The following is a 24,019-nucleotide window of genomic DNA, read 5'->3' on the forward strand; positions in this document are numbered from 1 at the left end:
GCGAATTGACGTTATGGAAAACTATGATACACTAAGCATTCCTGAGGCCACCCTTTTGCAGAACAAATTGCGCGAACGGGTGGATACATCGGAAAGGGAGCTGTCCATTCAATGGATTGGCGGCGCTGATGTCTCACTCAACCTATATAGTACCACCATTTATGCAGGCATTATCGTACTCTCGTTTCCCGCATTGCAGCCGGTGGGGTGGTCACTGGTCAGGGCGGAAACCCGCTTTCCATATGTGCCTGGATACTTAGCGTTTCGCGAAGTGCCTGCATTGGTGGAGGCATGGAGAAGGTTGACCCTCAAACCTGATGTGCTCGTGGTCGACGGCCATGGTATTGCTCACCCACGCCGGCTGGGCATTGCCGCCCACTTCGGTGTGGAGACCGGACAACCAAGTGTGGGCTGTGCCAAGAAGCTGCTGACGGGTAACTATCATGAACCCGGTTTATTAGTGGGCGATCATAGTCCAATCATGGCCGGTGTCGAGCAAATTGGATATGCCTTTCGTAGCAAAAGCAAGACCGCGCCGGTATTTGTTTCGCCCGGGCATTTGGTTGGCATGGAAAACAGCCTGCAAATCATCCGGCAATGCATAGGAAAGTACCGGATTCCCGAACCTACTCGACTGGCACACGAGTTGGTCAACCGCTTCCGGCGTGGCGAGTTGCCAGAAGGAGTCGGATAATTTAAGGCAGTTTTACCTTATAGATTTGATACGGATACTCCACCTTATCCTCGCCATTGTTCCATTGTGGATCGCGCTGCAGCTGGGCACATGAAAAATACAAATATCCGTCCGATCCGATGCCAAATGAATCCGGCCAAAGCAGGCGATCATCCTGCACCAGGGTATGCAGCCTACCGTCGGGCGAAAGGTACTTGATGCTGTAATCCATGGAAGAGGTCAAATAGATATTACCCTTGTTGTCAGCTATCAGACCATGCGTTACGGCAGTCTCACCCATGTCTTCCACCTGTGTCGCCAGTTCGGTATCTGTTAGTGATGTATCAGCCAGATATCGGGTTTCAATGCGATAAAGGTTTAACTTATTGATTGGCTTGAAGTAAAGGTACCGATTGTCTTTGGTCAGCGCGATGCCGTTGACATTCGAACGGAAGGGATTGCCGCTCCGGTCGCGCATTTCCTTGCCATCGTAGGTCAGGATGATGTGAGGGTCGGCCGTGGTGAAAGGTTGGCCACTGAGTACGGTACGTGTCGATCCGGATGCAAGGTCCAATACAACGATAGCGGCGCGGCCGGGGTCGGAAAGGTAGGCTAAGCTCTTATCCGGGTCGATACGCATATCATTGAGCCCCGATGTACTTTTGTCGAGGTCGTCAAAGGTATATACGCGTTCTACTTGGTTGGTGGCAAGGTTTATTTTTAGCAGTTTGAACGCACCCTCGGCTGCGGCAGCGCCGTTCGGACCGCCGAATATCGAGCCTTTCGGCGCAGGTTTCGAGTCCAGCACCCAGAGGTTATCGTCGGTATCCACATACAGGTCCTGCACGTTGATGAAACGGGTGGCCGAATCGCCGGTATGCGCATTCCAGGCTTTGTCGGGAAAGGGTAGGGGCTGGCCGTTGACGATTTCGGTGAGCCCATACCGATAGTCCTTCCCTTGGTTGGGGAAGGAGACGAACAGGCGGTTGTCTGACGATACGCTGACGCCTATGGCGCGGCGCTTACCTAAGTCTACCACCGGAATCAGCTTGTCACTATAATGCCGTTGTTGGCTGGTCGCATCCAGGCTGGTCATCGCGCCCAACACCGAAACGATTATGGCCACCCGGCCGCATTTCTTGAAGGTTATCATAGCATCTTCATTATTTCCAATATGTCAAAAGTCCATTCTCCATGCCAAAGTAAGGATCCGTTTTCGGTAAAGGCACCTGCGCCATGTTTTGGTCTGCTTGCGGCCGTTCTCCATCTTCGCCCCGGAGAAGATCCCAATCTTTGCCATCCGGGTATGCGCCCACTACGATGAAGTCCGGACTGTGCCGGATACACTTATGCCCAACACCTGCCGGAATGATCATGATATCTCCGGCTTGCACATTCATTTGCCGGCCCTTCTCGCCACCTAATTGCAGTAGCGCGTTGCCGCTGAAACATCCCAGTACTTCATGCGATGTGCTGTGGTAATGATGGAAGGGATAAATGCCGGCTTGCCATGAATTATACCAGTCGTTTTGCCTGAAGTGCTTTTCAAGCCAGACGGCCCCTTCAGATCCCCTAGCCTTGAAACACGCACGGTATAGCAGCAGTGGGTAATGACTATTGGGGATGAGGCCATCATCGTTGAATAGGTATTTTTCGATGCCAATCATAAAACCTTACTATTGAAACAGTTATTTCTCCTTATGTCCCTGCAGGACTGTCAGGATGAATGAGACGTTCGTCTTTTAGCGCCTTCCACAGTGCTGCCGGTACGTCGGTGTGGAATGACCTTACATTTTCCTGCACCTGTTCCGGGCGGCTGGCCCCCGGGATGACCGCGCCCACTACCGGATGCTGCGCTGCAAACTGCAGCGCCACGGTAGACACGCTTACATTATATTGGTCGGCTATCGCTTTTATCCGTTTTCGTTTGTCTACCATTTCTTGCGGCAAACCGGGGCCGTAGTTCCAGCGATCCAAGCCCGCGGCAAAGCCACCATTAAGCGGGCCACCGATGACAGCCTTCACGTTTTTCTCGGCCATCGCGGGAAACAAGTTCGTCAAGGCATCTTCGTGTTCGAACAATGTATATTGGATAGCCACCAGCATGACGTCCGGATCGGCCACTTCCAGTGCTTTCAGGATGGGTTGTGGCCTGTTTACTCCCAGTCCCCAAGCCTTGATGATGCCCTCTTCACGCAGCTGTGCCAACGCCGGAAAAGCCCCTTTTGCGGCGATATCGAATTGTTCCGTCCACCGATCACCCAAGTCGCCGTTGTCCGGAGACAAGTCGTGTACAAATACTACATCGATAGATGACAGACCCAGCCGCTGTAAGCTGTCCTCAATGGATCGCTTTACGCCGTCTGCCGTATAATCATACCGGAATTTAAAATTGAGGCGTCCTTTCCAGAGGCCGGCCGACCCGGGTGCAAACTTCGGGTCGGCCTCGAATATTCGGCCAATTTTGGTGGATAGCACATACTCCGATCGGTCTTTCTCAAACAGGAAATGCCCGAAACGGCGCTCGCTTAAGCCGTATCCATAGAATGGCGACGTGTCAAAATACCTGACACCGGCGTCCCACGCAGCGTCCAATGTCTGATTGATTTGCTCGTTGGTGTGGGCCTGCCAGCCGTTGCCGGCCGCCACGCCGCCCAATCCAAAATTTTGTGGAAATTGGAATACATTTGATGAATTGCTCATTGTTTGCTGTCTTACAGATAGGGTTTGTTGATGGGCAGGGCTTGCGGCAACTTGGGCATGGAATGAGGCCATGCCGGCACTGCCTGCTATTGCCGCAGCCTGTTGGATAAATTGTCGTCGGGTAGTCGTCATGGTTTGCTAACGTTGTCTAGTTCTTCGAGGTCTTCGCTGTCAAGTGTCAGCTTCGCAGCATCGAAAATAGTTGCGAGCTGTTGCTTGCTGGTGGCGCTGACGATTGGCGCGCCAATATGCGGCTGGGCGAGCAGCCAGGCTAATGACACGGTAGCTGGCGTCGATTGGTGTTTGGCCGCCACCTTATCCAGTGCGTCAAGTACAGCTAATCCTTTTTCATTCAGGTATTTTTTCGCACCGCCCCCACGGACGCTCTTGTTGAGATCGGCTTCACTGCGGTATTTTCCCGTAAGGAATCCTGCCGCTAGCGCCCAGTAGGGGAACACCGTAAGCCCATATTTTTCAACCAATGGCGCATAGTCGGTTTCGTAGCCCGCACGCTCCAAGAGGTTGTAATGCGGCTGTAACGCCACATAGCGGGGGAGCCCATGCGTTTCCGCCGCGGTAAAAGATTCCTCCAGCCGTGCAGGAGAAACGTTGGAAGCGGCGACATAACGCACTTTTCCCGCTCTAATGACTTCTTCATAGGCCGAAAGTGTTTCTTCAACAGGCGTTTTGTTGTCATCGAAATGCGTATAATATAAGTCGATGTAATCGCTTTGCAATCGCTGTAGTGATTCGTCTACGGATTTCAGGATATGTCGCTTGCTGATATCAGATGGGTGTGCCTGAGTTTCCGAACCCACTTTTGTTGCGATCACTACCTTATCGCGGTTGCCCCGGCTTTTGAGCCAGTTGCCGATGATGGTTTCTGATTGTCCGCCCGTGCCGTTGACCCACCAGGCATAAGTGTCTGCGGTATCGATAAAGTTGAATCCGCCTTCGATGAAGGCGTCCAATATATCGAAAGATCCGGTTTCATCCAACGTCCATCCAAATACATTGCCGCCCAGGTTGATGGGCGCTACCTCCAGATCCGATGTGCCTATTTTTACTTTTTCCATATCTTTTTAATTTACGTTGTTTATGACTTTTTGTTTTCCGGTACGCCGAAAGTAACCGATTTGTGGTTAGCCGGTGTTCCGTTGCTGCACGCAAATTAGCGCCTTTAAAGGACTAAACGGCTAAATAAAAGCCATCATTCTGTAAAAATACGTCGGTTGCCGCGTCTGGGTATGAGGCGCCGTCCATAGGTGGCCGAAAGGCCTTGTCAGGTATTTGTTGTACGTGTACTCAATCGGGTGGCAATGATGCTGACGAGAAGGATCTGCAAGGCATGGAAAATCATCAACGGCAGGAGCATGAGGCCTACGGCGGCAGTTTGGCCAAACAGTGCGTTGGAAAACACCGTGCCATGTACGAGCGATTTTTTGGTGCCGCAGAATTGTACCGTGATGCGATCCGCAATGTCAAGTCCCATGCGGCGAGCAAAGAATCCCGTTAGGCCATAGACCAGGTAAAACAGTGCAATGACCAAGGCGGAAATAACGCCGATATCCAACCATTCCATGCTGCTGAATATGTGCGCTTCAAAGGAGTGAGCAAAGCTTTTGTAGATGATGAGCAAGATAATGGTTTTGTCAAATAAGCTGAGGTTTTTGGTATTGCGTCGGGCAAAGTCGCTTAGCCAGGGGCGTAGCGTCAAGCCGATGGCAAGCGGAAGCATAATACCGAGGAGCAGGCTCAAGTAGATATCTCCTGTATCCACAGCGGCGTGTTGCTGAAGAAAAGGCGCCATCCATAACGGCGTGACGGCAATACCGATAATGCCTGAAATACTGGCGTTGAATATGGCAGCGGGTATATTGCCGCGGGCCATCACGACCATTACGACTGATGACGACACCGTGGATGGTAAGGCTGCGAGGAAAAGAAATGACAACCATATCGTCTGCTGCTTTTCGCCATGAACGAAGGGAAAAGCCAATAGCACAAGCAATGGGAAGAGTATAAAGGTTGTTCCCTGCACCAGCAGGTGCAATCGCCAGTTGTGGAGGCCACGTAGCAACTCGGAAGTGCTCAATTTCAAACCATAAAACAAAAAAATCAGCGAAATGCCAAAGGATGATATCCTATCAAGCGGTATCGGGCTTTGCGAACTCCCCGGCTGCGGGAAAAAATAAGCGAGCAGAATGCTGGCGATGATGGCAATGACAAACTTATCAAGTTTCATAATGGTACAGCGAAGATACAGATTTTATGTATGTTTGTGGTGAGATACACGTTATACCGCAATGATTACCATAGCCAACGAATGGCTGCAGGCCACGATAAGCCCGATCGGTGCTGAGCTCAGAAGCTTGAAGAGACAGCATGATAATCACGAATACCTGTGGAACGCCAATCCGCGGTATTGGGCAAAGACCAGTCCGGTGCTTTTCCCCATCGTGGGTGCGCTGAAAGATGATACGTATTACTACAGGGGCCGTGCCTACCGATTGCCGCGCCATGGATTTGCTCGAGAAAAGTCATTTGACGGGAAGCTCTTATCGCCTACGGAAGCGGTCTTTACGCTGACTGACAGCGAAGAAACACGCACCGTTTATCCGTTTGCTTTTCAACTGATGCTGCGCTACCGGCTTGACGGGCACGCGCTCACCTGTCGTTATGAGGTTCACAATCCATCGGACAGCCAACCGCTGTTTTTTTCCATAGGTGGACATCCGGCATTTTCGGCCTTGGCAGAAAACGGCGGACCGGCGTATACGGATTACTTTCTTGAATTTCCGGATGACGATGCATTATTGTGCCACAAACTCGAAGGTAACCTGATTTCGGAACGTAAGGAGACCATCCTGCTTGACAAACGGCATCGGCTGCCGCTGCGATATGAATTGTTTTATGCAGATGCGCTGGTATTGAAGACGTTGCAAAGTAACACCATTACCTTGGGCAATGTGATAAATGACCGAGGTATCCTATTCCATCACGACGGTTTTCCTTATTTCGGTATTTGGGCGGCGAAAGGCGCAGATTTTGTATGTTTAGAGCCTTGGTGTGGCATTGCCGACCATATAGGGCACAACCAGCAACTGGAAGAAAAGGAAGGTATGCAACACCTGAGCGGGGGAGACAACTGGAGCCGCAGCTGGGCAGTCACTTGTTTTTAACGATAGTCATATGGGAGCCAATAACTGGGAGACCATCCAAAGCCATACGGTTTACGAAAATCCATGGGTTCAGGTGGAGCATCATGACGTGATTACACCTGCCGGTAAGCCCGGTATTTACGGTGTGGTGAAATTCAAAAATAAAGCCATCGGTATTGTGCCGGTGGATGATGACGGGTTTACCTATCTGGTAGGCCAATACCGGTATACCCTGGGTGAATATTCCTGGGAAATCCCGGAAGGAGGGGGACCGCTGGTAGAAGACCCGTTGGCTGCTGCCCAAAGGGAGTTAAAGGAAGAAACAGGGCTGGTAGCAGAAAACTGGCAACGCATCGGCCGTATCCACACCTCCAATTCGGTCACCGACGAAGAAGGCTTTATCTTCCTCGCGCAAGGGCTGACACAGGGCGATGCGGAGCCGGAAGAAACCGAGCAGCTCCAGGTGCGGAGAGTCGCGTTGACGGAGGCGGTAGCGATGGTTATGCGCTCGGAGATTACCGACTCGATTTCTATGTGCGCAATACTGATGGCTGCCCGGATGATGGGGGTATAAAACGCCATTTTCTGGTCATTTCTTCGTTGGCGGGATTGCAAGTGACGAAAGGAATCACGACATTTGCGCCATGTCACATCCAAAAGTCCAAGCTGTCTTTTTTGATATCGACGGCACACTCCTTGGGCTGAAAAGCAAGGCCATTCCGGACTCCACCATAGAAGCCTTGGCTATCTTGAAAGCAAAGGGGGTCAAAATTATTGTTTCCACCGGCCGCTCGTATGAGCATGCGCAATTTTTGGCGCCTTATGGGTTTGACGGGTTCATCACATTTAACGGAAGTTATTGTGTAGATAGTCAGGGGCAGCCTTTCTTTCGGCATACCATCGATGCCGATGACATTCGTATATTGCATAATCACTTAAGCACGGTAGATAATTTCCCGGTAGGGGTGATGACAACCGAAGGGGCATTCATCAGTGACATCACGGACGACGTGACGGCGATTTTCGAGTTGCTTAAGTTGGAAGTGCCCCGCCCGGAGCCGTTTACCGAGGCATTGAACAACGAGGTGCTCCAGCTCAACCTGTTTGTAGACGAAGACAAGGAATCCCACATCATCAACCATGTATTGAAAAACTGCGAGTCGAGCAGGTGGTGCCCCGTCTTTATCGATGTCAATGCCCGCGGGATCAGCAAAAAAATCGGTATGGAACAATTTTTTGCCAGGTATGGCCTCTCGGCCGGACGGACCATGGCTTTCGGTGACGGAGGAAATGATATTCAAATGCTGCGCACCGCCGGCGTGGGCGTGGCAATGGCCAATGCCGGAGACCATGTAAAAGCCGCTGCCGATTACGTGACGGGGACGACCGAGGAGGATGGTATTTGGAATGCGCTCAAACGGTATGAAATCATTTAACGTACTAATCGTACGAATCGTTATTTTTGCCGCCTTAATTCCTTCCTGTGCTTAAAAAAAGTTTGATTTCGCTGGCATTTGGTTCATTTGCCATCGGTATGACGGAGTTTTCCATGATGGGCGTGCTGCCCGATGTCGCCGCGGATTTATCAATAGACATTCCTACGGCCGGCTATTTTATCGCTTTGTATGCTTTCGGCGTGGTCGTCGGTGCGCCCACATTGGTCATGGCGTTGGCAGCGTATCCACCCAAAAAGGCATTGCTGTTTTTAATGGGATTGTTCGTGTTGTTCAATGGGTTGTTTGCCCTTGTACCGGGTTATCATACCTTGCTGATTGCCCGCTTCATGTCGGGGTTGCCGCATGGTGCTTTTTTCGGAGTTGGTTCGGTTGTGGCTGCGTCGTTAGCCAGTAGGGGTAAGGAGGCCCAGGCTATATCCATCATGTTTACTGGAATGACCATTGCCAACCTGCTGGGGGTGCCACTTGGGACCTATATTGGCCACCATTATTCATGGCGATATACGTATGTGTTCGTAACCTTGTGCGGTATTGCCACGTTGGCGGCTTTATACGTTTGGTTACCCGCCATTAAGTCTCATTTGCAGGGAGGGGTTTCTCAACAATTCCATTATTTCAAGACAAAGACCGCATGGCTGATGATGGCTATGATATCCATCGGCACGGGCGGGCTGTTTGCGTGGATCAGTTATATCGCACCGCTGATGACGGAAGTAGCAAAGGTACAGGAGGATCAGGTGTCGTTTGTCATGGTGGTCGTTGGGTTGGGAATGGTGGTGGGCAACCTTATCGGCGGAAAACTTGCTGATACCATTACGCCCAATAAAGCGGTCATCCTATCCTTTGCCAGCATGGCCGTATGTCTTCTCGTTGTCTATTTTACGGCACATATCAATGCGTTTGCCTATCCGATGGCATTCATTACCGGGATGATTTCTTTTTCGAATGGCTCACCCCTTCAAATGATGCTGATTAATTCGGCAAAGCATGCAGAAACACTCGCTGCAGCGGGTGGGCAGGCAAGCTTTAACCTGGGCAATACGCTTGGTGCTTACCTGGGTGGTTTACCTATCGTTTGGGGGTTAGGGTATCACTCGCCGCTATTGGTTGGCGTGCTGATGGCGACTGTGGGCGCGCTCTTTGCCTTGTATATCTTGGTCATGCGCAAGTACGGTCGGCTTTGATATCAGTGCGCGCTCTTTACCGCGTAACTCGCAAAAGCCGATAGGATATATGGCCATCCCTGTTCGGACGCCATCGCATCCCGGTATGCGGTATAGTTATTCCCATGGTTTTCGAATTTGCCGTGCGTTAGTTGTATACGCGTGGCGCCCGGTGCTGGCTGTTCGAACAATATGTAAACTTCACTGGCTTTGTTGGCATCCGGTTCAGGTACGCGCGATGCGCTAATTTGCCATTTGAAAGCGAAGCGTTTGCCCTGCTCGACTTCCATTACCGTACCCCAATCACATCGGAATCCATTTGGACCGATTTCCGTGCATAAACCATGTGGTATCGGGTCGATTACCAATTCCACCAGTTTATCTTTGGACCACGTGTACTCTTGCGGCCACCATAATGTTAATTTATTGACAAACAGATCGAATGCTGTTTTTATCGGTATTGTTACTTCAATTGTTTTTATAATGGTCGTCATGGTGTTGGCACTAATTTCGCCTGGTATGCTTGTTGTTATCCTCATGTGCTGGCTGGCGTTTTCAGCAATACATCGTAAAATTACGTCATTTTTTTGGGGCTAACGACCAAAATGTCGTCTTTTTTTGCAAAGATGGATTTGAAGCAAATGAAAAACATCGTCGTTTTCTGCGGTTCGAGTATGGGAACCGATAGTATTTATGAAGACCAAGCCTATCAGCTTGGTAAGACACTGGCTGAGTCAGAAATAGGGTTGGTCTATGGCGGTGCCAAGGTGGGCCTGATGGGGGCTGTGGCCAGTGGTGCACTCCAGCATGGCGGCCGTGTGGTTGGTGTTTTGCCGTATTTCCTGCAAACCAAAGAAGTAGCGCATGACGGTTTGACTGAGCTGATACTTGTTGATACCATGCATGAGCGCAAAACGAAGATGAACCAGCTTAGCGATGGCGTCATCGCCCTACCCGGGGGCTTTGGTACCATGGAGGAGCTCTTTGAGATGCTCACTTGGGGGCAGTTGGGCCTTCATCATAAACCAATGGGATTGTTTAATATCAATGGCTTCTATGATGAGTTGATTGCGCTCGTGCAAAGTATGGTAGACAAGGGATTCCTAAAAGAAATTAATCGACATATGCTATTGTGTCATAATGATATACACAAATTACTTGAGCAAATGAGTAATTACCGGCCGCCTGCGGTGTCTAAATGGATAACGAAAGAAACCACGTGATGGATGTGATCCCTTATTTTTTCTGCTTACAGGCTAAAAGAATGCATCGCACCATCAGCGACTGGGGGATATACCCGTTGTTTGTGTACATAAGCCTGCCGATTCTATTTGTCGCCGCCTCTGTGGCGCTTTTTCAGCGGACGTTACATGCGCCGTGGATTTATGTGGGAGTTGCGGGTGTGGTGCTGTTGCAGTGGTGTGATGTGGCGCGTCAACGCTTTCTGCAGCAGCTGTTTGGTCGCCAAGCTTATTTCTGTCTCCGTTTCCTTGAGAATACGGTGACAATACTGCCTTTTGCCTTTTTTTTGTTTTATGAAGGAGCTGTATGGTTTGCATGGGGTGCGTTGGTCTTGGCTGTCTTGGCCGTTTTCGTCCGGACGGGAAACTCAGGCCCGCGGGTGTTGCGCACGCCTTTTTCACGTGAGCCCTTTGAGTTTGCTATAGGCTTCAGAGCGTCCATATTTTGGGTATTATTGGTTTATTTGCTGTTAGTTATAGCTATTTATGTAAACAATGAAAACCTAAGCGCCGCCACGATCGTCCTGATGGTATTGATCTGCGCCAGTTATTATGGGCGGAGTGAGCCCCTGTTTTATGCGTGGATATACCCATTGGGTCCACATGCGTTTTTGAAACTGAAAATTAAAACGGCGCTGAAACAGGTCTCCCTGTTGGTATTCCCTATGGCGGTGGCGACAATGATATACTTCTCCGACAACTGGTTAGCTATATTACTTGTGTTGGTGGTGGGTTGTGGCTACCTTGTGCTGGCTGTGCTGGCCAAGTATGCGGCCTTTCCGGGGAGCGTCAATTTACCTCAAGGTATGGTGATGGCGCTTTCCTTGGTACTGCCGCCGCTATTGCTAGTGACCATACCATATTTTTATCGGAGGGCAGAAAATAATATATTACGCATCTTATGAACGTTCAAGTACGACAACTAACCAAGTCGTTTGGGGTTAATCCGGTGCTCGCCGGCATCGATTTGGATTTCGTTGGTGGACATGTTTACGGCATCGTGGGGCAGAATGGAGCAGGCAAGACAACGTTATTCAATTGTTTGGCCGGCTTGGAAGCCCACGGTGGTACGGTGACCACCGAAGGCGGACGGCTGAAGGACCGGCTCGGTTTTCTGCAAACAGAGCCGTTCATGCTGTCGAGGATGACCGGCAGGGAGTACCTTCGTTTATGCTGCAAGGCACGTGGCGTACCCGATGGTGACTTGGATGCGCGGAATGTATTTGACCTGCCGCTTGACCGGTATGCACAGCAATACTCCACCGGCATGAAGAAAAAACTGGCCTTGCAGGCTATCCTTTTGCAACCGAATGACGTTTTTATTCTGGACGAGCCTTACAATGGGGTTGATATCCATAGCGCGTTGCTGATTACCGAGATTATCCACCGCCTGCGTGCAAGCGGAAAAGTGATTCTTATCTCCTCGCATATTTTCTCGACATTGAAAGATACTTGCGATGTCATCCATGTGTTGGATAGCGGTAAGATGGCGAAAACAGTAGAAAAAGCTGATTTCAATCGGTTAGAGCAAGCGATGACCGACTTCGCGGTGGGGAACAAGCTGGATGCTTTGCCTCTGGGTTGAAATCGCTCCTATAAGGGACTTCGGTGACTCGCTGAAAAGCCGAGCGCCTTTCAATCGAAAGGCGCCCGGCTTTTATTGAAAAGGCGCCCGGCTTTTATTGAAAAGGCGCCCACCTTTTGCCCGACTGAAGACGGTCGTTATCCTACTTCGTTGAATACGTTGTGTTCGTAAGCTTCTTAACCAACTGTTTTCCCGGCCTGAAGTAAATTTTGCATCCTTTAATCGAATTGGCATTCACAGCTTTCGGCGTGTCTTGGGCTTCAGCATCCAGCGATAGATAGAAGGAGCCAAAATCGCCCAGCTTAATGATATACCCATCGGATAGTGCTTGGCTGATTGCATGGGTAAGACCTTCGATAACGGCAACGACGTCTGCCGCATTCAACGTAGAAGCATGCGATAAATTACTGCTGATGTCATGGATGTCGACATGCCCGCGGCTTTTGCATTGCGCAATATACCGCGGTTTGCCGGGGTCTTTAAAATTGTGTTGTTTGACGGTGATGTATTTTACGGACATAGGCGTTTGTATGAGTTTTTCTGTTCCAATATACACATCACGATTTAATATTCGCACTTTTTGCTGTCAAATTGTTTCCTGTGCCGTTTCTTCGACGCTTTGATTCGCTTTGACGCCCAATTTCATCAATACGGGCACAAAAAATGAGGCGATGCCGACAACCCCAACAGCGCTGCCCAATATGACAAACGTAAGCGTGATGCCGATGCTGTCAGCGATGAAACCGGTGCTTAACAGGCCAATCATGGATGGCAGCAGTGCGATGCTGAAGTACATCGAAAATACGCGGCCGAGCATCGCCGGATCGATTTTTTCCTGTAGTATGGTCGTGAAACTGGCGTTATTGATGGCGGCCGAAATGCCTCCGACAACGGTCAGCCCGACAAAGAAAACAAACCCGTTCCCGGGGATTAAACCCGAAGCACCCAGTGTGATCCCCAAGACGACATAGGTGCTGTTGATGATGACCACCTTATTCAGCGAGGGTTTGAAAATGCCGAGTAGTCCACCGCCGACCAACATGCCTACGCCCCAGACCACTTCAATCAGGCTCATTTCAAATTTTCCACCGCCGAAATGCTGCAAGGTGAGCAAGGGGAATAACACCGCCACCGGCATGATGCAAAACATCGCCAATACGGAAAATAGAAAGAGCCAGGAAATCCCCTTGTTTGAGCTTACAGCGTCGATGCCCAATTTGAGGTCGCGCAGGACTTGTTTTGCACCAGCCTGTTGCTCCGACATTTTTTGAGGATTGGGAATATGTACCAGTAGGAGTGATGAGATAGCTACTACTGCACCAATGATGTCCAGCAGCAAGACATAGCCGATGTCCATCAAACCAATGGCTAACGCGCCCAGTGCCGGTCCGCCGATATTGGAGACAGACTGGATCATCTGGTTGATGCCGCCGATACGTAGCAACTCGGATTCTGGTGCCAGCAACGGTACGGACGCTTGCATGGCCGGCATATGGAAGGCCGATCCGACCGATCGTAAGGCCAACAAGATATAGATAAAAATAAGCTCGGAATAACCGATGTAGAAAAGTACGGACATGGCCAATGTACATAAGGCAATGAATCCATCCGCCGCTATCATTGTCCGTTTACGATCCCAACGATCGATGTATACACCGGCAAATGGCCCAATAAGGGTCTGGGGAAGTATGGCTGCGATAGCTGCGTAGGCGAGGACCTCGGCCGATCCGGTTTCCAGGCTAAGCCAAATGATGATGGCAAAATTGACAGCTGAACTGCTTAAAAGTGATATAAATTGGCCACTCCAAATGATGGCAAAAGTTCGTTTCCACGAGTGTTGCATGATGATTAAATAAATCGTTCTCCTTTAAGGAAAAAGATGGTTAAACTAAGACGTAAAAAATGGAGAAAATGTTTCAGGGGGCAACCTGAAAAAGTAACTAAAGCCAGACGGCATGCCGTCCGGACTTAAGCCCTGTCCCGATAGACAAAGGCAATTTGGGTGCTTACGAGTCTCATCGAACGTGTTTGTGTTTATTGCGGGACAAACTTAGATAATTTTGATTTTATATGCAAAATAATCGTATTGCATATTAAGCATAGTTTCGCGCGCTTCGCTGCCGTTGAACACTTCTTGCAGCGGAAATGGCGCGTTTTATTTTTGTGACATTCGTATTGCATGTCGGTTTTTTTGGCTAATCTTTTCTAAGTTTGCAGCGTTTTAAGTTAATGTTAATAATGCGTGAAAACCGGACATGACAGCGGTGCTCAAACCGCAACGGATGTTATACGGATTGCACGTGGCCGTTTAAATAAATAATGATTGCGCATGAATAAAACGTATTTGGCAATGGCTATGGTAGCCGTTACCGCCACGACTGCCGTGGCACAGCAGCACCAGGCCATCAGGCTTGACTTGATGGACACCTCGGTGCGACCGCAGGATGATTTTTACAATTATGTAAACGGAAACTGGATGAAGACGGTGGAAATTCCGTCAGACCAGTCCCGCTGGGGGAGCTTCAACGAACTGGGAGAAAAAACCAACGAAGCGACACTAAAAATCCTTAAAGAATCGTTGACCGGAACGTATCCCAAAGGGTCCGATGGCCAGAAAATCGCAGACCTTTATCGCAGCTACACCGACTTTGATGCACGGGATAGGGCAGGTATCGACCCGATCAAACCATTACTTCAAAAGGTGGATGCCATTCGGAGTTTTGATGATCTGTATGGTTATCTGGTAGCAGTTGCTCCTATTGGGGGAAATCCTTTTTTCGGCGCGAATGTATCTGCACACATGAAAAACAGCAGCGTAAATGCCGTATATCTTGGTTCAGCAAGTTTGGGGCTTGGTAGGGCTTATTATCAGAAAGAGGATGAGGCCAATGCCAGAACACTTGCAAATTACCAGGATTACATCAATACATTAATGCCCAAGGTAGGGCAGATGTCCCGTGACCTTAAGGGACCCAAAATAGTTGCTTTTGAAAAAGAGTTGGCCAGCCACATGCTTACCGTGGAGCAAATACGCAACGCGTCGCTCCGCTATAACCCGGTAGCGGTGGCGGACTTGAAGAATCTGGTGAAAAACATTGATTTGGCGCAATACCTCGCAGACTTAGGGTTCAAGGCTGACACGGTAATCATCGGCGAGTTGAAATACTACCAGGAGTTAGATGAGGTGCTCAATCCTGCAAACCTGGAAACCATTAAAGACTTTCTGCGTTTCAAAATCGCAAACGATGCGGCGACGAGCCTGACGCGCGAATTGGACGAAATCAGCTTCGAGTTTTGGGGAAAAACACTCAATGGACAACAGGAACAGCGTTCGTTGGACAAGCGCGGACTCCAATTTGTCAATGGCATGGCTGGCGACCTGCTCGGCAAGCTGTATGTAGAAGCACATTTTCCGGCTGAGGCCAAAGCGGCTGCCGAAGAGCTGGTGTTCTACCTGCGTAAGTCGTTTGAGCATCGCATCGGGCAGCTGGAGTGGATGTCTCCAGCTACCAAGGAGAAAGCATTGGACAAATTGAGGAAATTCAACGTTAAGATTGGCTATCCAGATAAATGGCGGGATTATTCCAGGTTGGAAGTGGGCACATCGTTGTTTGAGAACATTTTGAATGCGCGCCGTTGGCGATTTGGAGAAAATCTCGCCAAACAGGATAAACCCGTGGATAAAACCGAATGGGGTATGACGCCTCAAACCGTCAATGCATACTACAGCCCCCTGTATAATGAGATTGTATTTCCGGCAGCGATTCTGCAGCCGCCGTTTTACGATTACACGGCTGATGCTGCGGTCAACTTCGGGGGAATCGGTGCAGTTATCGGACACGAATTATCCCATGGGTTTGACGACAGTGGTTCGCAATACGACGGCGATGGCAACCTGAATAACTGGTGGACAGATGAAGACAAGGCGAAGTTTGAGGCGGCTACATCGGCATTAGTGGCTCAATTTGAAGCCTACCAGCCCGTGCCGGGCGTATTCGTCAACGGTCGGTTTACGCTGGGCGAAAACATTGGCGACCTGGGTGGTGTGTCCGTAGCCTACGAAGCGTTGCAGATGTACCTGAGCGACAAAGGCGATCCGGGCAAAATAGACGGATTCACGCAGCAACAGCGGTTTTTCCTCTCATGGGCAACCATTTGGCGGGCAAAGACCACCGAAGCTTTTGTGGTTAACCAGGTGAAGACCGACCCGCATTCGCCGGCGCAGTACCGTGCCGTGGGACCGTTGGTCAACGTGGATGGGTTCTACGAAGCGTTTGACATCAAGGAAGGGGACAAGCTGTACCTGCCGAAAGAAAAGCGGATTGTGATTTGGTAACAAGGGCAATGAGGCCCCGAAATGGAAATGGCCGTCCTGCTTGGGGACGGCCATTTTTGTTGTCGCTTTTAAGAACGGAACATTGGGATAAGCTGTAGTACGAGCGAATAGAATAAGTCGTTCGAGGCAACGTGTTGCTCCCAAATGCGATGAGATGATGCAATTTCACCGTATCTTCGTGCATCGTTTTGTAATCATATGGTGAAAAAGGCCATCCTTACCGTTGGGCTGCTGGTGCTTTCCAACGCGTTTATGACGCTCGCCTGGTACGGGCATTTAAAGTTCAAGGAAATGAACTGGTTCAGTAACTTAGGACTGGTGGGGATTATTTTCATCAGCTGGGGTATTGCGCTCTTTGAGTATTCCCTCCAGGTGCCCGCCAATCGGATAGGTTTCAGTGATAATGGCGGGCCATTCAATCTGTGGCAGTTGAAGGTCATTCAGGAAGTTATTACGCTCACGGTCTTTTCCGTGTTTGCTATCGTTTTCTTCAAAAGTGAGCCGTTCCGGATCAATCACGTGATTGGTTTCGTATTTTTGGTGCTTGCAGTGTACTTTATTTTTAAGAAGTGAGTGATAAACGCCACCTGTAGCAAAACATGCGTGCTTCACGTCTCATCAGCAAACCATAAAACTACGATGAAAAAAATAGTTGTTTCCTGTTTGCTTCTGGCTACTGCCGTGTTGTTGTCCTGTTCAGTACGAGAGGAGGCTGGCGCAAAGGCCGACACATCATGTGAAGGGGTGATGTGTACTGAACAATTTGTGACGCTCTCGGTAACGGTAGTGGACAGCAAAAGCGCTCCCATAGCGCTGGATCGCATTAAAGTGACTCGCTTGTCTGACGGACGCGAACTGACTGCCGGAGACAATAGTGAGTGGGAAACCGCCCGGCAACAGGGCATGTATCGGCTTGCTGATGATGGCGATGAAGATGCTGTTCCCCGGTTTGAAGAAACCAAACTACGTTTTGAGGGATTCATTAATGGCAATTTGGTGGCGACAGGTGATTATGTAGTAACCTATGACTGCTGTCATATCTCGCTTGTCTCAGGCGAACAGGAACTGGTGATTGATGGAGCACCGCGGTGACTTCGTTAAGGCTGAAATCAAGAACTATAAAGGCGGTATGAGTTCTCGTCTACTGCCCCTCGCCGAGCGCAGGAATGCCTTTTGGGTAATTGTTCCGCCGTGCGCGGAAATCCTTATAATGCTGCTGGATATATAGGAGCAGATCGTATTCTGTAAAACCAAGTAACTGTTCGTAAGTAGGTCGGAAATACCAGTGAAAGACGTCAAGCTCCGCATCGGGTATGTTGGTTTGGGCTTGAATAAGCGCCTTAGTGAATCGGCGGTCTACATAGTCTTGCCGCTCGTCGTGGAATAGGGCGGCTTTCAGTCGCTTATGTTGCTTCTGTTCGCGCGAAAAAGAGGCGAAGAGCACATTGAGGTTGATGCCGATACCCACCGGACTGAGGGTCATCGCCTGCCAAGGTTTCACAGGTTTGAAGTTGAACTGGTCGGCGTACTCCCGGCGCATCCACAGTGAATCCTTTACGGAGTTGCGCCTGCCCAGCACGGTTACCTCGTCCAGACCTATGGCTTTGCCCGACAGGAAAATTTGCAACAGCGTGTCTGGAGGCATATACAGCTTGATCGACACGGGGTCATAGCCGACATGCGTAGCGGTGACGGTAAGGGGAAATCCCGTTGGGCTGGGCAGGTTGAAGTGGCCGGCGGCGTCGGTGGCGGCGCGTATTTGGCCCACTACGATGCTCGTCCCCCGGATCGGGTGTCCCGTTTGCCGGTCGCGGACCACCCCCTCCAGATGCTGGGCCCGCGCGCTTAAGAAAGGCAGGGCGCCGACGAGCAGCACCCGTAAGCAGAAATGCATGATGGAATTGAGAAGACTCATCAGTCGGTAAAATTAAACGTAGATGGCTCGATAGTCAACAGGTTTAACATTTATTAACCATAACCCGCGCGTTCGGGATGTCAATAAGTACGGGATTAATTGCTATCTTTACAAAAAGACCGATTATATTTAAAGACCACTTTGGTGGAGTATCATTCCAAATGAACATGCACAGACGGGAAATGTTAAAGAAGGCCAGCGCGCTGGCATTGTCAGCAACAGGACTGCCGTTGTTGGATGCCGACGACTTCGCCCCCAAAAAGCCAACCAACAAGCTGCCCCGGTGGAAGGGGTTCAATATTCTGGATTTCTTCAATCCCGACCCACGGAACAAACGGCAAAACACACCGGAGGAATACCTGCGTTGGATAGCGGACTGGGGGTTCGATTTTATTCGTGTTCCGATGGCTTATCCATACTATGTGGACTTTGACCGGACGCGGCCAATCACCAAAGAGGAGGTATACCGCATCAATGTGGATCGGGTACACGAGGTGGTGGATTTGGTAGAGAAAGCCAACCGTTGCGGCCTGCATGTGAGCTTAAACCTACATCGGGCACCCGGATTTTGTGTCAATGCCGGATTTGAAGAACCGTATAACCTGTGGGAAGATCCCGAGGCGCTTGAGGCTTTTACTTTCCATTGGGCATACTGGGCTAAGGTGTTTCGTCATAAGACCCAGGACCAAATTAGTTTCGATTTGCTCAATGAACCCTGCTGGCGAGCGGATATGAATGATCAGTTCTCGAAACGCTCAGCCGTGCCGAAGGAACTGTATCGTTCGCTTATCGTCAAAGGGTTTGATGTGATCCGGATGGTCAATCCGAAGCACCGTATCATTGCAGATGGCAATAACATCGGGAATGACGTGATCGACAATATCCCCGAGCTGGACGTGGGGCAAAGCTGTCGGGGATATGCACCCGGCTTGGTGTCTCATTACAAGGCGCCTTGGGTCTTCCCGCGCCCGCAGGACCTGCCTGCCGTATCCTGGCCCAACGTTGACAACGGGAAGCTACAGGCTAAGGCCTGGCTACGGGAGCAGTTTGCGCCGTGGATAGCATTGGTAGAGCAGGGGGGAGGTGTACATTGTGGCGAATGCGGTGCTTGGCGGGAAACGCCGCATGATGTGGCCTTGACGTGGATGGACGACATGTTTTCCGTATTAACGGAATACGGTATCGGGTTTGCATTATGGGAATTTGATGGAGACTTTGGTATCCTGAATTCCAGCAGAAAGGATGTGCAATACGAGGACTGGTACGGTCAAAAACTCGACCGGCGTATGCTGGCGCTATTAGAAAAATATATATAAGTTATCAACACATGAAGTTCGTCGCCCATGCCGGCTTGCTTTTCAATATTTCGGCATGCACAGGGCAAGAGGGGGCATGTGCACCCGGCAGATAGCCTGTACTCATCAGAAATTCATTGACAATCTCGCCACCGGTAAATCTGAAGGTCTTTTTGAAGAGCTTCAGCCACTCTTGGAGTGTCTTTGGATGGTGGTGATCCAGCCACTTTTCAAATGAGCCATATTTCTGTTGCAATTGGCGGATGACTTTTGCATTTTCAATCGCCGCATTGACTTTGAGCCGGTTGCGGATAATGCCCGCATCGGCGAGTAGCCGTTCGCGGTCGGCCTCGGTGTATGCCGCTACTTTAGCGATGTCAAAATTGTCGTAAGCCGTACGGAAGGCTTTTTCCTTTCGGAGGATGGTTTCCCAGCTTAGCCCCGCTTGATTGATTTCCATAATGAGCCGTCCAAATAACTCATTGTCATCGTGGATGGGGAAGCCATAGTGGTTGTCGTGGTAGTTTTTATGTAATGCCCTTCGGGATTCGGGCTGCATGGAAGGAATATGATCGCAATACGACATTCGTGCAAATGGAATTGAATACGGAAGCGAATTTAGCAAAAAAATTAGTATTTTGCTTATCCCTTATGATGGGCTGCTCCCAATGCGGTAGGTGGGTAGCCAAAGTGTTTTTTGAATGCATAGGAAAAATGGGACAGGTTCTCAAACCCTGTCTCGAAATACACCTCTACTGGCCTGCGTTGCTTTTGAGCCAGGTGATAATGCGCGAGCTCCAGCCGTTTACGGGTAAGCCACCTTTGGGGTGTTGTGCCAAAAGCCCGCTTAAAGTCCCGCTTGAATGTGGTAATGCTCCTTCCGGTCAGGTAGCCGAATTTTTCCAAGGGCATATTGAACATGAAGTTCTTTTCCATGTAGCTGACCAAGTCTATTTTACCCGGCATTTCAAAATTGGCCAGTACATCATCTATCCCCGGGTCGATTGCCCTGAGGATACTGATGGCTTCCGTAATTTTCAACGATGCGATGTTGTCGGGGAGGTTTTTCATATCGAAATAAGGCACCAATGAAGCGAGGCAGCTCTCCAGCAATGGGTGGTTGTCAAAACGACGGATGCTCTGTACGGCCTGCGCTTTTGGTTTCACGTGCAGGTGGGCATAAAAATCACGAAGCCTTGCCGTGGATAGGTGCATGACTACCGTCTTGTGCGGTTGCCCATCTTTGGGGTAATTGATGATTGTCGCCAGCTGGTTTCTTGGAATCAAAAAGATATCACCTTTTCTGAATACGTAGGTCGCGTCTGCCTGTACAATTTTTGTCTCACCCGAAAGAAACCATATCAGCATGTGATGGTCAAACATGATTTCCGATTTAAAAAGCTTGTCCTCATAGCAAGAAAGCTTGATGTCGTCCGTGATGTATTTTGCTTGATATTCCATATCGTTATATCAGTTCAGTGGGTGCATTCAGGGTACAAAAATACGAAGTGCAACCATTAAGCCGTCTGCCAACGCAGTGTCGTTATCTAAATCTTGTTAATCAGTACAAATATAGGCAAGCTATCATTTAGTGGCTTTGTTCAAACGTCCTGATTTGCTTTGTTCAAAAGGTATAAGTAGCTTCTTTATCCGAACCAGCCCTTGCCCGTGAAATAATTTTACGGTAGCTTTGTATAAGCCGGTATACACTCCGGTGACATAACCACCTAGCTGTAGCCAACATGACAAGGAGGAGATGCGATGGAAATTTTCCCGTTAAATAAAGTCGTCCGGCTCATCGAACCGGGGCCGGTGGTCATGGTATCGACCCTTCAGCAAGGCCACGCCAACTTGATGACCATGGGGTTCCATATGATGATGCAGCACGACCCACCGTTGATTGGCGCCATTGTGGGTCCATGGGATCACAGCTACCATGCGCTACGTGCCAATAAGGAATGTGTCATTGCTATTCCTGGTGTGGATTTAATCGATAAAGTAGTTGATATCGGCAATTGTTCCGGAAACGAAGTAGACAAGTTCGCCCGCTTCGGCTTTACTCCGCGTAAGGCTAAACATGTTGCGCCTCCTTTGGTGGTCGAATGTTTGGCTAACATTGAGTGCCGGGTAGCCGATATGCAACTGGTCGACCAGTATGACTTCTTTATCCTCGAAGCTGTACAGGCATGGATAAATCCCCACCGGAAGGAACAGCGTACGTTCCACCATAAGGGCGATGGGACGTTTTCCGTCTCGGGACGGACGCTGAACCGGCAGGATCGGATGGTGCGCTGGAAACAATTTCAGGACTGAAACGAGCGTTATACCGCTATTTTATCGACAGCGCTTGCCAAAGCATGTTGTTGGATATCAGTGATGGCTACGCCTTCCACGCGATATGTCGTGATGTCGGTGATGCCGATGAAATTCAACATCGTGGTAAGGTAAGGTTCAATGAAATCGAAGGATTTCATTGGGCCATTGCTGTATATTCCGCCCGACGATATGGCAAGGTAAGCCTTTTTGTTTTTGACAAGCCCTACGGGCCCATTAGCTGAATAGGTGAACGTAACACCGGCACGTGTAATGTGGTCCAGCCAGGCCTTAAGCGTCGAATGGATATTGAAATTATACATCGGTGCGCCGATAACGATGATATCGGCCTCCATTAATTCCGCAATTGCTTCGTCGGAATGCTTTGCAGCCTCCGCTTGGGCTGCCGACCGCTGTTCCGGTTCGGTCATGAAAGATGTCAGATGTGACTCTTCCAGGTGCGGAAATGGCGTATCCGTCAGGTCGTGCGTTTTTACGGTGCTTCCAGGATACTTGGTGATCAACCGCGCGATGACTTCATTGCCGAGCTTGATACTGTAAGAGGCATTGCCCCTTGGACTTGAAATAATGTGCAAAATCTTCATTTCCGTATTTTTTTTTGCACAAAAATAAGTGGTTGTAACTATAAAAAGTATATTACTATATTGTGGTATAGTGCTATCGCATTGTATAGTATGCAGAAATAAGATGCCGGCAAACAATACAGGTTATCGTAAGTTGGCAAATAAAATAGATACTTGTTAGCTTGTACGTCGATGAAATTACATGTCTTTAATGCGGATACGCGCCGTCAGTGGGCAGAGGCCGGCTACCAATTTGTCAAGCTCTCTTCATCGGAAGATATCGGGTTTGAGCGCCGGGGGAACGGCACATTTATATTGTTGGAACCCTATCCTCCAAACCGGAATATTGCGCGCCATGATCAGATCGTGGGTCTGTTTGATTCCAAGATCAATAAAATCATTGCCGATGGTTGGGGAAGGTACTATAAGTAGCATGCTTCAGGTCCCAGTTGAAGACTGCGGAAATCGGCAGATGGTCTGATAATTCATTGCCGCTGGGGTCGGTAAACTTGCCTGCTTCAACGCGGTAAGCTACTGGCATCAGGCTTATTTCGTGGTTGCTACGGTATAGTATTTTATCCAATGATTCAGTCCGCTCATCAATGGAAAGGTTGGACAGGGCTTGATGGTGAAGGTTTTTTTTCGGTACGATGCCATTTTTCATAAGTTGAACCCAGGCATCGGTCAAGGAAGTCTCCTGGAGAAACTGTTGCATATCGTCGTTTATGTAGGTATAGTGAGCATTAAAATCTCCCATCACGACGATTGCATTTTCTTGTGACTGTTTCTGGATAAAGTGCGAAAGCTGACGCAGATTTTGCTGCCGTGCATAATCGGCGCTTGGTTTTTTTTCGGCGGTTGCATGGAGGTTGTAAAAATCAATGAACACATGCTTGGCAAGTTGTATGCGCGTAAACATGAAGCCTTTTGGAGTCAAGCAATCAGTGCCGCTGCAATGCCGCCAGGCAACGCGTTTACTTTCGATAATGGGATACTTTGACAATGTGTTCAGGCCATCGCCGAACGGCACCACGCCGTTGTGTTTGGTGCGGAAGCCGTGGCTGTCCAAACCGGTATATAATTGGCGATTGTAATTAAAGTCTTCCTGTATATGAACAATGTCATATGGTGTAATCATACGGCCGATCTGGGCGATGCTCGTTGCACGGGGCGTGCCGGCGCTGGAGATGAATTCCGGCAACCCGGCTATGTTGTAGGTCATTAATGAAAGCAAACCCTGTGATGCATCGGGCATCGCCAGGTTCGTTACAGCCTCAGCTCGGTTGGCTCCCGATAAATTGGCCCATGGCATGCTGTTGGCAAATGCAAACACAATGACGGCCGTCAGGCTGATAAATAATATAACGCGAAGCGGCCATTGATGATTCCTGATAAGGGGGTTAGTGACAATCATAAGGTCGTCTTGATATACGGTATAAAGGTATCACTCAAAGGTTAACCGACGCTTAATTGCCGTTTAAGGAATTGTGTGGTTCGTGTTGATGGACCGTAAACTGGTCAACGATTTTTTTAATAAAAATTCACAATTTGTTAAACTTCTGTTGTGCAAGGGATTATATCGATTTTTTACAT

27 protein-coding genes are annotated in these 24,019 nt (G+C 49.5%); 14 read left to right on the forward strand and 13 right to left on the reverse strand.

Annotated elements, in window-relative coordinates:
- The first annotated feature begins 13 nt into the window (after nucleotides 1–13).
- Nucleotides 14–694, forward strand: a complete 681-nt coding sequence (gene nfi / locus B5X72_RS04275; RefSeq protein WP_079715602.1) for a deoxyribonuclease V — start codon at nucleotides 14–16, stop codon at nucleotides 692–694.
- 1 nt (nucleotide 695) lies between these two features.
- Here nfi and B5X72_RS04280 read toward each other — a convergent pair whose 3' ends face one another.
- The 5 genes from B5X72_RS04280 to B5X72_RS04300 form a co-directional block, all read right to left on the reverse strand.
- Complete coding sequence (locus B5X72_RS04280) at nucleotides 696–1,826, reverse strand: SMP-30/gluconolactonase/LRE family protein (protein WP_233632716.1); 1,131 nt, start codon at nucleotides 1,824–1,826, stop codon at nucleotides 696–698.
- A gap of 10 nt (nucleotides 1,827–1,836) precedes the next feature.
- On the reverse strand, nucleotides 1,837–2,340 hold the full coding sequence (locus B5X72_RS04285) for a cupin domain-containing protein (protein ID WP_079715603.1): 504 nt from the start codon (nucleotides 2,338–2,340) through the stop codon (nucleotides 1,837–1,839).
- Between the two features lie 31 nt (nucleotides 2,341–2,371).
- Nucleotides 2,372–3,508, reverse strand: coding sequence for an aldo/keto reductase (locus B5X72_RS04290; protein ID WP_079715604.1), 1,137 nt, complete (start codon nucleotides 3,506–3,508; stop codon nucleotides 2,372–2,374).
- Nucleotides 3,505–4,452 carry an aldo/keto reductase gene (locus B5X72_RS04295; RefSeq protein ID WP_079715605.1) on the reverse strand — a complete coding sequence of 316 codons (948 nt, stop codon included), beginning with the start codon at nucleotides 4,450–4,452 and terminating at the stop codon, nucleotides 3,505–3,507. The genes B5X72_RS04290 and B5X72_RS04295 overlap by 4 nt, the downstream gene beginning before the upstream one ends.
- 206 nt (nucleotides 4,453–4,658) lie before the next feature.
- Nucleotides 4,659–5,621, reverse strand: coding sequence for a bile acid:sodium symporter family protein (locus B5X72_RS04300; RefSeq protein ID WP_079715606.1), 963 nt, complete (start codon nucleotides 5,619–5,621; stop codon nucleotides 4,659–4,661).
- 61 nt (nucleotides 5,622–5,682) lie between these two features.
- Between B5X72_RS04300 and B5X72_RS04305 the strand changes: the two genes are divergently transcribed.
- The 4 genes from B5X72_RS04305 to B5X72_RS04320 all read left to right on the forward strand — a co-directional run bounded on the left by B5X72_RS04305 (nucleotide 5,683) and on the right by B5X72_RS04320 (nucleotide 9,178).
- Nucleotides 5,683–6,558: an aldose 1-epimerase family protein gene (locus B5X72_RS04305; protein WP_079715607.1), complete on the forward strand. Its 876-nt coding sequence runs from the start codon at nucleotides 5,683–5,685 to the stop codon at nucleotides 6,556–6,558.
- A 10-nt stretch (nucleotides 6,559–6,568) separates the two neighbouring features.
- Nucleotides 6,569–7,111 carry an NUDIX domain-containing protein gene (locus tag B5X72_RS04310; RefSeq protein ID WP_079715608.1) on the forward strand — a complete coding sequence of 181 codons (543 nt, stop codon included), beginning with the start codon at nucleotides 6,569–6,571 and terminating at the stop codon, nucleotides 7,109–7,111.
- 70 nt (nucleotides 7,112–7,181) lie between these two features.
- Complete coding sequence (locus B5X72_RS04315; protein ID WP_079715609.1) at nucleotides 7,182–7,973, forward strand: Cof-type HAD-IIB family hydrolase; 792 nt, start codon at nucleotides 7,182–7,184, stop codon at nucleotides 7,971–7,973.
- A 47-nt stretch (nucleotides 7,974–8,020) separates the two neighbouring features.
- Nucleotides 8,021–9,178, forward strand: coding sequence for an MFS transporter (locus tag B5X72_RS04320; RefSeq protein WP_079715610.1), 1,158 nt, complete (start codon nucleotides 8,021–8,023; stop codon nucleotides 9,176–9,178).
- 2 nt (nucleotides 9,179–9,180) lie between these two features.
- On the opposite strand, the gene B5X72_RS04325 is transcribed toward B5X72_RS04320, so the two are convergent.
- Nucleotides 9,181–9,696 carry an SRPBCC family protein gene (locus B5X72_RS04325; protein WP_079715611.1) on the reverse strand — a complete coding sequence of 172 codons (516 nt, stop codon included), beginning with the start codon at nucleotides 9,694–9,696 and terminating at the stop codon, nucleotides 9,181–9,183.
- Nucleotides 9,697–9,798: 102 nt separating this feature from the next.
- Between B5X72_RS04325 and B5X72_RS04330 the strand changes: the two genes are divergently transcribed.
- From B5X72_RS04330 to B5X72_RS04340, 3 genes are read left to right on the forward strand one after another with little or no spacing between them, the layout of a single operon-like run.
- Nucleotides 9,799–10,380 (forward strand): LOG family protein, encoded by a 582-nt coding sequence (locus tag B5X72_RS04330; RefSeq protein WP_176146095.1) that lies wholly within the window; start codon nucleotides 9,799–9,801, stop codon nucleotides 10,378–10,380.
- Nucleotides 10,356–11,303: a hypothetical protein gene (locus tag B5X72_RS04335; RefSeq protein WP_139378531.1), complete on the forward strand. Its 948-nt coding sequence runs from the start codon at nucleotides 10,356–10,358 to the stop codon at nucleotides 11,301–11,303. Before B5X72_RS04330 ends, B5X72_RS04335 begins: the two co-directional genes overlap by 25 nt.
- Entirely contained in the window at nucleotides 11,300–11,983 is a 684-nt protein-coding gene (locus B5X72_RS04340; protein ID WP_079715614.1) for an ABC transporter ATP-binding protein, read from the forward strand. Before B5X72_RS04335 ends, B5X72_RS04340 begins: the two co-directional genes overlap by 4 nt.
- Before the next feature lie 142 nt (nucleotides 11,984–12,125).
- Here B5X72_RS04340 and B5X72_RS04345 read toward each other — a convergent pair whose 3' ends face one another.
- On the reverse strand, nucleotides 12,126–12,503 hold the full coding sequence (locus B5X72_RS04345; protein ID WP_079715615.1) for an HU family DNA-binding protein: 378 nt from the start codon (nucleotides 12,501–12,503) through the stop codon (nucleotides 12,126–12,128).
- A gap of 66 nt (nucleotides 12,504–12,569) precedes the next feature.
- Complete coding sequence (locus B5X72_RS04350) at nucleotides 12,570–13,826, reverse strand: MFS transporter (protein WP_079715616.1); 1,257 nt, start codon at nucleotides 13,824–13,826, stop codon at nucleotides 12,570–12,572.
- A gap of 486 nt (nucleotides 13,827–14,312) precedes the next feature.
- Here B5X72_RS04350 and B5X72_RS04355 point away from each other — a divergent pair, with 486 nt between their 5' ends.
- The 3 genes from B5X72_RS04355 (at nucleotide 14,313) to B5X72_RS04365 (ending at nucleotide 17,411) form a co-directional block, all read left to right on the forward strand.
- Nucleotides 14,313–16,319 (forward strand): M13 family metallopeptidase, encoded by a 2,007-nt coding sequence (locus tag B5X72_RS04355; protein WP_079715617.1) that lies wholly within the window; start codon nucleotides 14,313–14,315, stop codon nucleotides 16,317–16,319.
- Between the two features lie 198 nt (nucleotides 16,320–16,517).
- Entirely contained in the window at nucleotides 16,518–16,892 is a 375-nt protein-coding gene (locus B5X72_RS04360) for a DMT family protein (RefSeq protein WP_079715618.1), read from the forward strand.
- 66 nt (nucleotides 16,893–16,958) lie between these two features.
- On the forward strand, nucleotides 16,959–17,411 hold the full coding sequence (locus B5X72_RS04365) for a hypothetical protein (RefSeq protein ID WP_139378532.1): 453 nt from the start codon (nucleotides 16,959–16,961) through the stop codon (nucleotides 17,409–17,411).
- 49 nt (nucleotides 17,412–17,460) lie between these two features.
- Here the strand turns inward: B5X72_RS04365 and B5X72_RS04370 are convergent, their stop codons facing one another.
- Nucleotides 17,461–18,234, reverse strand: coding sequence for a carboxypeptidase-like regulatory domain-containing protein (locus B5X72_RS04370; protein WP_079715620.1), 774 nt, complete (start codon nucleotides 18,232–18,234; stop codon nucleotides 17,461–17,463).
- 161 nt (nucleotides 18,235–18,395) lie between these two features.
- Here B5X72_RS04370 and B5X72_RS04375 point away from each other — a divergent pair, with 161 nt between their 5' ends.
- Nucleotides 18,396–19,550 carry a glycoside hydrolase family 5 protein gene (locus tag B5X72_RS04375; protein ID WP_217698091.1) on the forward strand — a complete coding sequence of 385 codons (1,155 nt, stop codon included), beginning with the start codon at nucleotides 18,396–18,398 and terminating at the stop codon, nucleotides 19,548–19,550.
- 4 nt (nucleotides 19,551–19,554) lie between these two features.
- On the opposite strand, the gene B5X72_RS04380 is transcribed toward B5X72_RS04375, so the two are convergent.
- Nucleotides 19,555–20,115, reverse strand: a complete 561-nt coding sequence (locus B5X72_RS04380) for a DNA-3-methyladenine glycosylase I (protein WP_079715621.1) — start codon at nucleotides 20,113–20,115, stop codon at nucleotides 19,555–19,557.
- A 56-nt stretch (nucleotides 20,116–20,171) separates the two neighbouring features.
- Complete coding sequence (locus tag B5X72_RS04385) at nucleotides 20,172–20,990, reverse strand: AraC family transcriptional regulator (protein WP_079715622.1); 819 nt, start codon at nucleotides 20,988–20,990, stop codon at nucleotides 20,172–20,174.
- Nucleotides 20,991–21,290: 300 nt separating this feature from the next.
- On the opposite strand from B5X72_RS04385, the gene B5X72_RS04390 reads away from it, so the two are divergent.
- The gene (locus B5X72_RS04390; RefSeq protein WP_079715623.1) at nucleotides 21,291–21,842 is read left to right on the forward strand and encodes a flavin reductase family protein; all 552 of its coding nucleotides are present in this window, start codon (nucleotides 21,291–21,293) and stop codon (nucleotides 21,840–21,842) included.
- 8 nt (nucleotides 21,843–21,850) lie between these two features.
- Here the strand turns inward: B5X72_RS04390 and B5X72_RS04395 are convergent, their stop codons facing one another.
- Nucleotides 21,851–22,447 (reverse strand): FMN-dependent NADH-azoreductase, encoded by a 597-nt coding sequence (locus B5X72_RS04395; RefSeq protein ID WP_079715624.1) that lies wholly within the window; start codon nucleotides 22,445–22,447, stop codon nucleotides 21,851–21,853.
- 171 nt (nucleotides 22,448–22,618) lie between these two features.
- On the opposite strand from B5X72_RS04395, the gene B5X72_RS04400 reads away from it, so the two are divergent.
- Nucleotides 22,619–22,858, forward strand: a complete 240-nt coding sequence (locus B5X72_RS04400; protein ID WP_079715625.1) for a hypothetical protein — start codon at nucleotides 22,619–22,621, stop codon at nucleotides 22,856–22,858.
- On the opposite strand, the gene B5X72_RS04405 is transcribed toward B5X72_RS04400, so the two are convergent.
- Nucleotides 22,824–23,840, reverse strand: coding sequence for an endonuclease/exonuclease/phosphatase family protein (locus B5X72_RS04405; protein ID WP_079715626.1), 1,017 nt, complete (start codon nucleotides 23,838–23,840; stop codon nucleotides 22,824–22,826). The two genes, B5X72_RS04400 and B5X72_RS04405, sit on opposite strands and share 35 nt — an antisense overlap.
- Nucleotides 23,841–24,019: the final 179 nt, after the last annotated feature.

The sequence above is a fragment of the Parapedobacter luteus genome (assembly GCF_900168055.1).
Classification (GTDB): Bacteria; Bacteroidota; Bacteroidia; order Sphingobacteriales; family Sphingobacteriaceae; genus Parapedobacter; species Parapedobacter luteus.

Bases quoted from the DNA above. Each gene is read 5' to 3' on its own strand.
- B5X72_RS04380 (WP_079715621.1), bottom strand. From the start codon at position 20,115: ATGTCGTATTGCGATCATATTCCTTCCATGCAGCCCGAATCCCGAAGG.
- B5X72_RS04285 (WP_079715603.1), bottom strand. From the start codon at position 2,340: ATGATTGGCATCGAAAAATACCTATTCAACGATGATGGCCTCATCCCC.
- B5X72_RS04295 (WP_079715605.1), bottom strand. From the start codon at position 4,452: ATGGAAAAAGTAAAAATAGGCACATCGGATCTGGAGGTAGCGCCCATC.
- B5X72_RS04305 (WP_079715607.1), top strand. From the start codon at position 5,683: ATGATTACCATAGCCAACGAATGGCTGCAGGCCACGATAAGCCCGATC.
- B5X72_RS04390 (WP_079715623.1), top strand. From the start codon at position 21,291: ATGGAAATTTTCCCGTTAAATAAAGTCGTCCGGCTCATCGAACCGGGG.
- B5X72_RS04400 (WP_079715625.1), top strand. From the start codon at position 22,619: ATGAAATTACATGTCTTTAATGCGGATACGCGCCGTCAGTGGGCAGAG.
- B5X72_RS04290 (WP_079715604.1), bottom strand. From the start codon at position 3,508: ATGACGACTACCCGACGACAATTTATCCAACAGGCTGCGGCAATAGCA.
- B5X72_RS04315 (WP_079715609.1), top strand. From the start codon at position 7,182: ATGTCACATCCAAAAGTCCAAGCTGTCTTTTTTGATATCGACGGCACA.
- B5X72_RS04325 (WP_079715611.1), bottom strand. From the start codon at position 9,696: ATGAGGATAACAACAAGCATACCAGGCGAAATTAGTGCCAACACCATG.
- B5X72_RS04370 (WP_079715620.1), bottom strand. From the start codon at position 18,234: ATGAGTCTTCTCAATTCCATCATGCATTTCTGCTTACGGGTGCTGCTC.
- B5X72_RS04310 (WP_079715608.1), top strand. From the start codon at position 6,569: ATGGGAGCCAATAACTGGGAGACCATCCAAAGCCATACGGTTTACGAA.
- B5X72_RS04340 (WP_079715614.1), top strand. From the start codon at position 11,300: ATGAACGTTCAAGTACGACAACTAACCAAGTCGTTTGGGGTTAATCCG.
- B5X72_RS04360 (WP_079715618.1), top strand. From the start codon at position 16,518: ATGGTGAAAAAGGCCATCCTTACCGTTGGGCTGCTGGTGCTTTCCAAC.
- B5X72_RS04350 (WP_079715616.1), bottom strand. From the start codon at position 13,826: ATGCAACACTCGTGGAAACGAACTTTTGCCATCATTTGGAGTGGCCAA.
- B5X72_RS04335 (WP_139378531.1), top strand. From the start codon at position 10,356: ATGGATAACGAAAGAAACCACGTGATGGATGTGATCCCTTATTTTTTC.
- nfi (WP_079715602.1), top strand. From the start codon at position 14: ATGGAAAACTATGATACACTAAGCATTCCTGAGGCCACCCTTTTGCAG.
- B5X72_RS04280 (WP_233632716.1), bottom strand. From the start codon at position 1,826: ATGATAACCTTCAAGAAATGCGGCCGGGTGGCCATAATCGTTTCGGTG.
- B5X72_RS04300 (WP_079715606.1), bottom strand. From the start codon at position 5,621: ATGAAACTTGATAAGTTTGTCATTGCCATCATCGCCAGCATTCTGCTC.
- B5X72_RS04375 (WP_217698091.1), top strand. From the start codon at position 18,396: ATGAACATGCACAGACGGGAAATGTTAAAGAAGGCCAGCGCGCTGGCA.
- B5X72_RS04345 (WP_079715615.1), bottom strand. From the start codon at position 12,503: ATGTCCGTAAAATACATCACCGTCAAACAACACAATTTTAAAGACCCC.
- B5X72_RS04395 (WP_079715624.1), bottom strand. From the start codon at position 22,447: ATGAAGATTTTGCACATTATTTCAAGTCCAAGGGGCAATGCCTCTTAC.
- B5X72_RS04405 (WP_079715626.1), bottom strand. From the start codon at position 23,840: ATGATTGTCACTAACCCCCTTATCAGGAATCATCAATGGCCGCTTCGC.
- B5X72_RS04330 (WP_176146095.1), top strand. From the start codon at position 9,799: ATGAAAAACATCGTCGTTTTCTGCGGTTCGAGTATGGGAACCGATAGT.
- B5X72_RS04365 (WP_139378532.1), top strand. From the start codon at position 16,959: ATGAAAAAAATAGTTGTTTCCTGTTTGCTTCTGGCTACTGCCGTGTTG.
- B5X72_RS04385 (WP_079715622.1), bottom strand. From the start codon at position 20,990: ATGGAATATCAAGCAAAATACATCACGGACGACATCAAGCTTTCTTGC.
- B5X72_RS04355 (WP_079715617.1), top strand. From the start codon at position 14,313: ATGAATAAAACGTATTTGGCAATGGCTATGGTAGCCGTTACCGCCACG.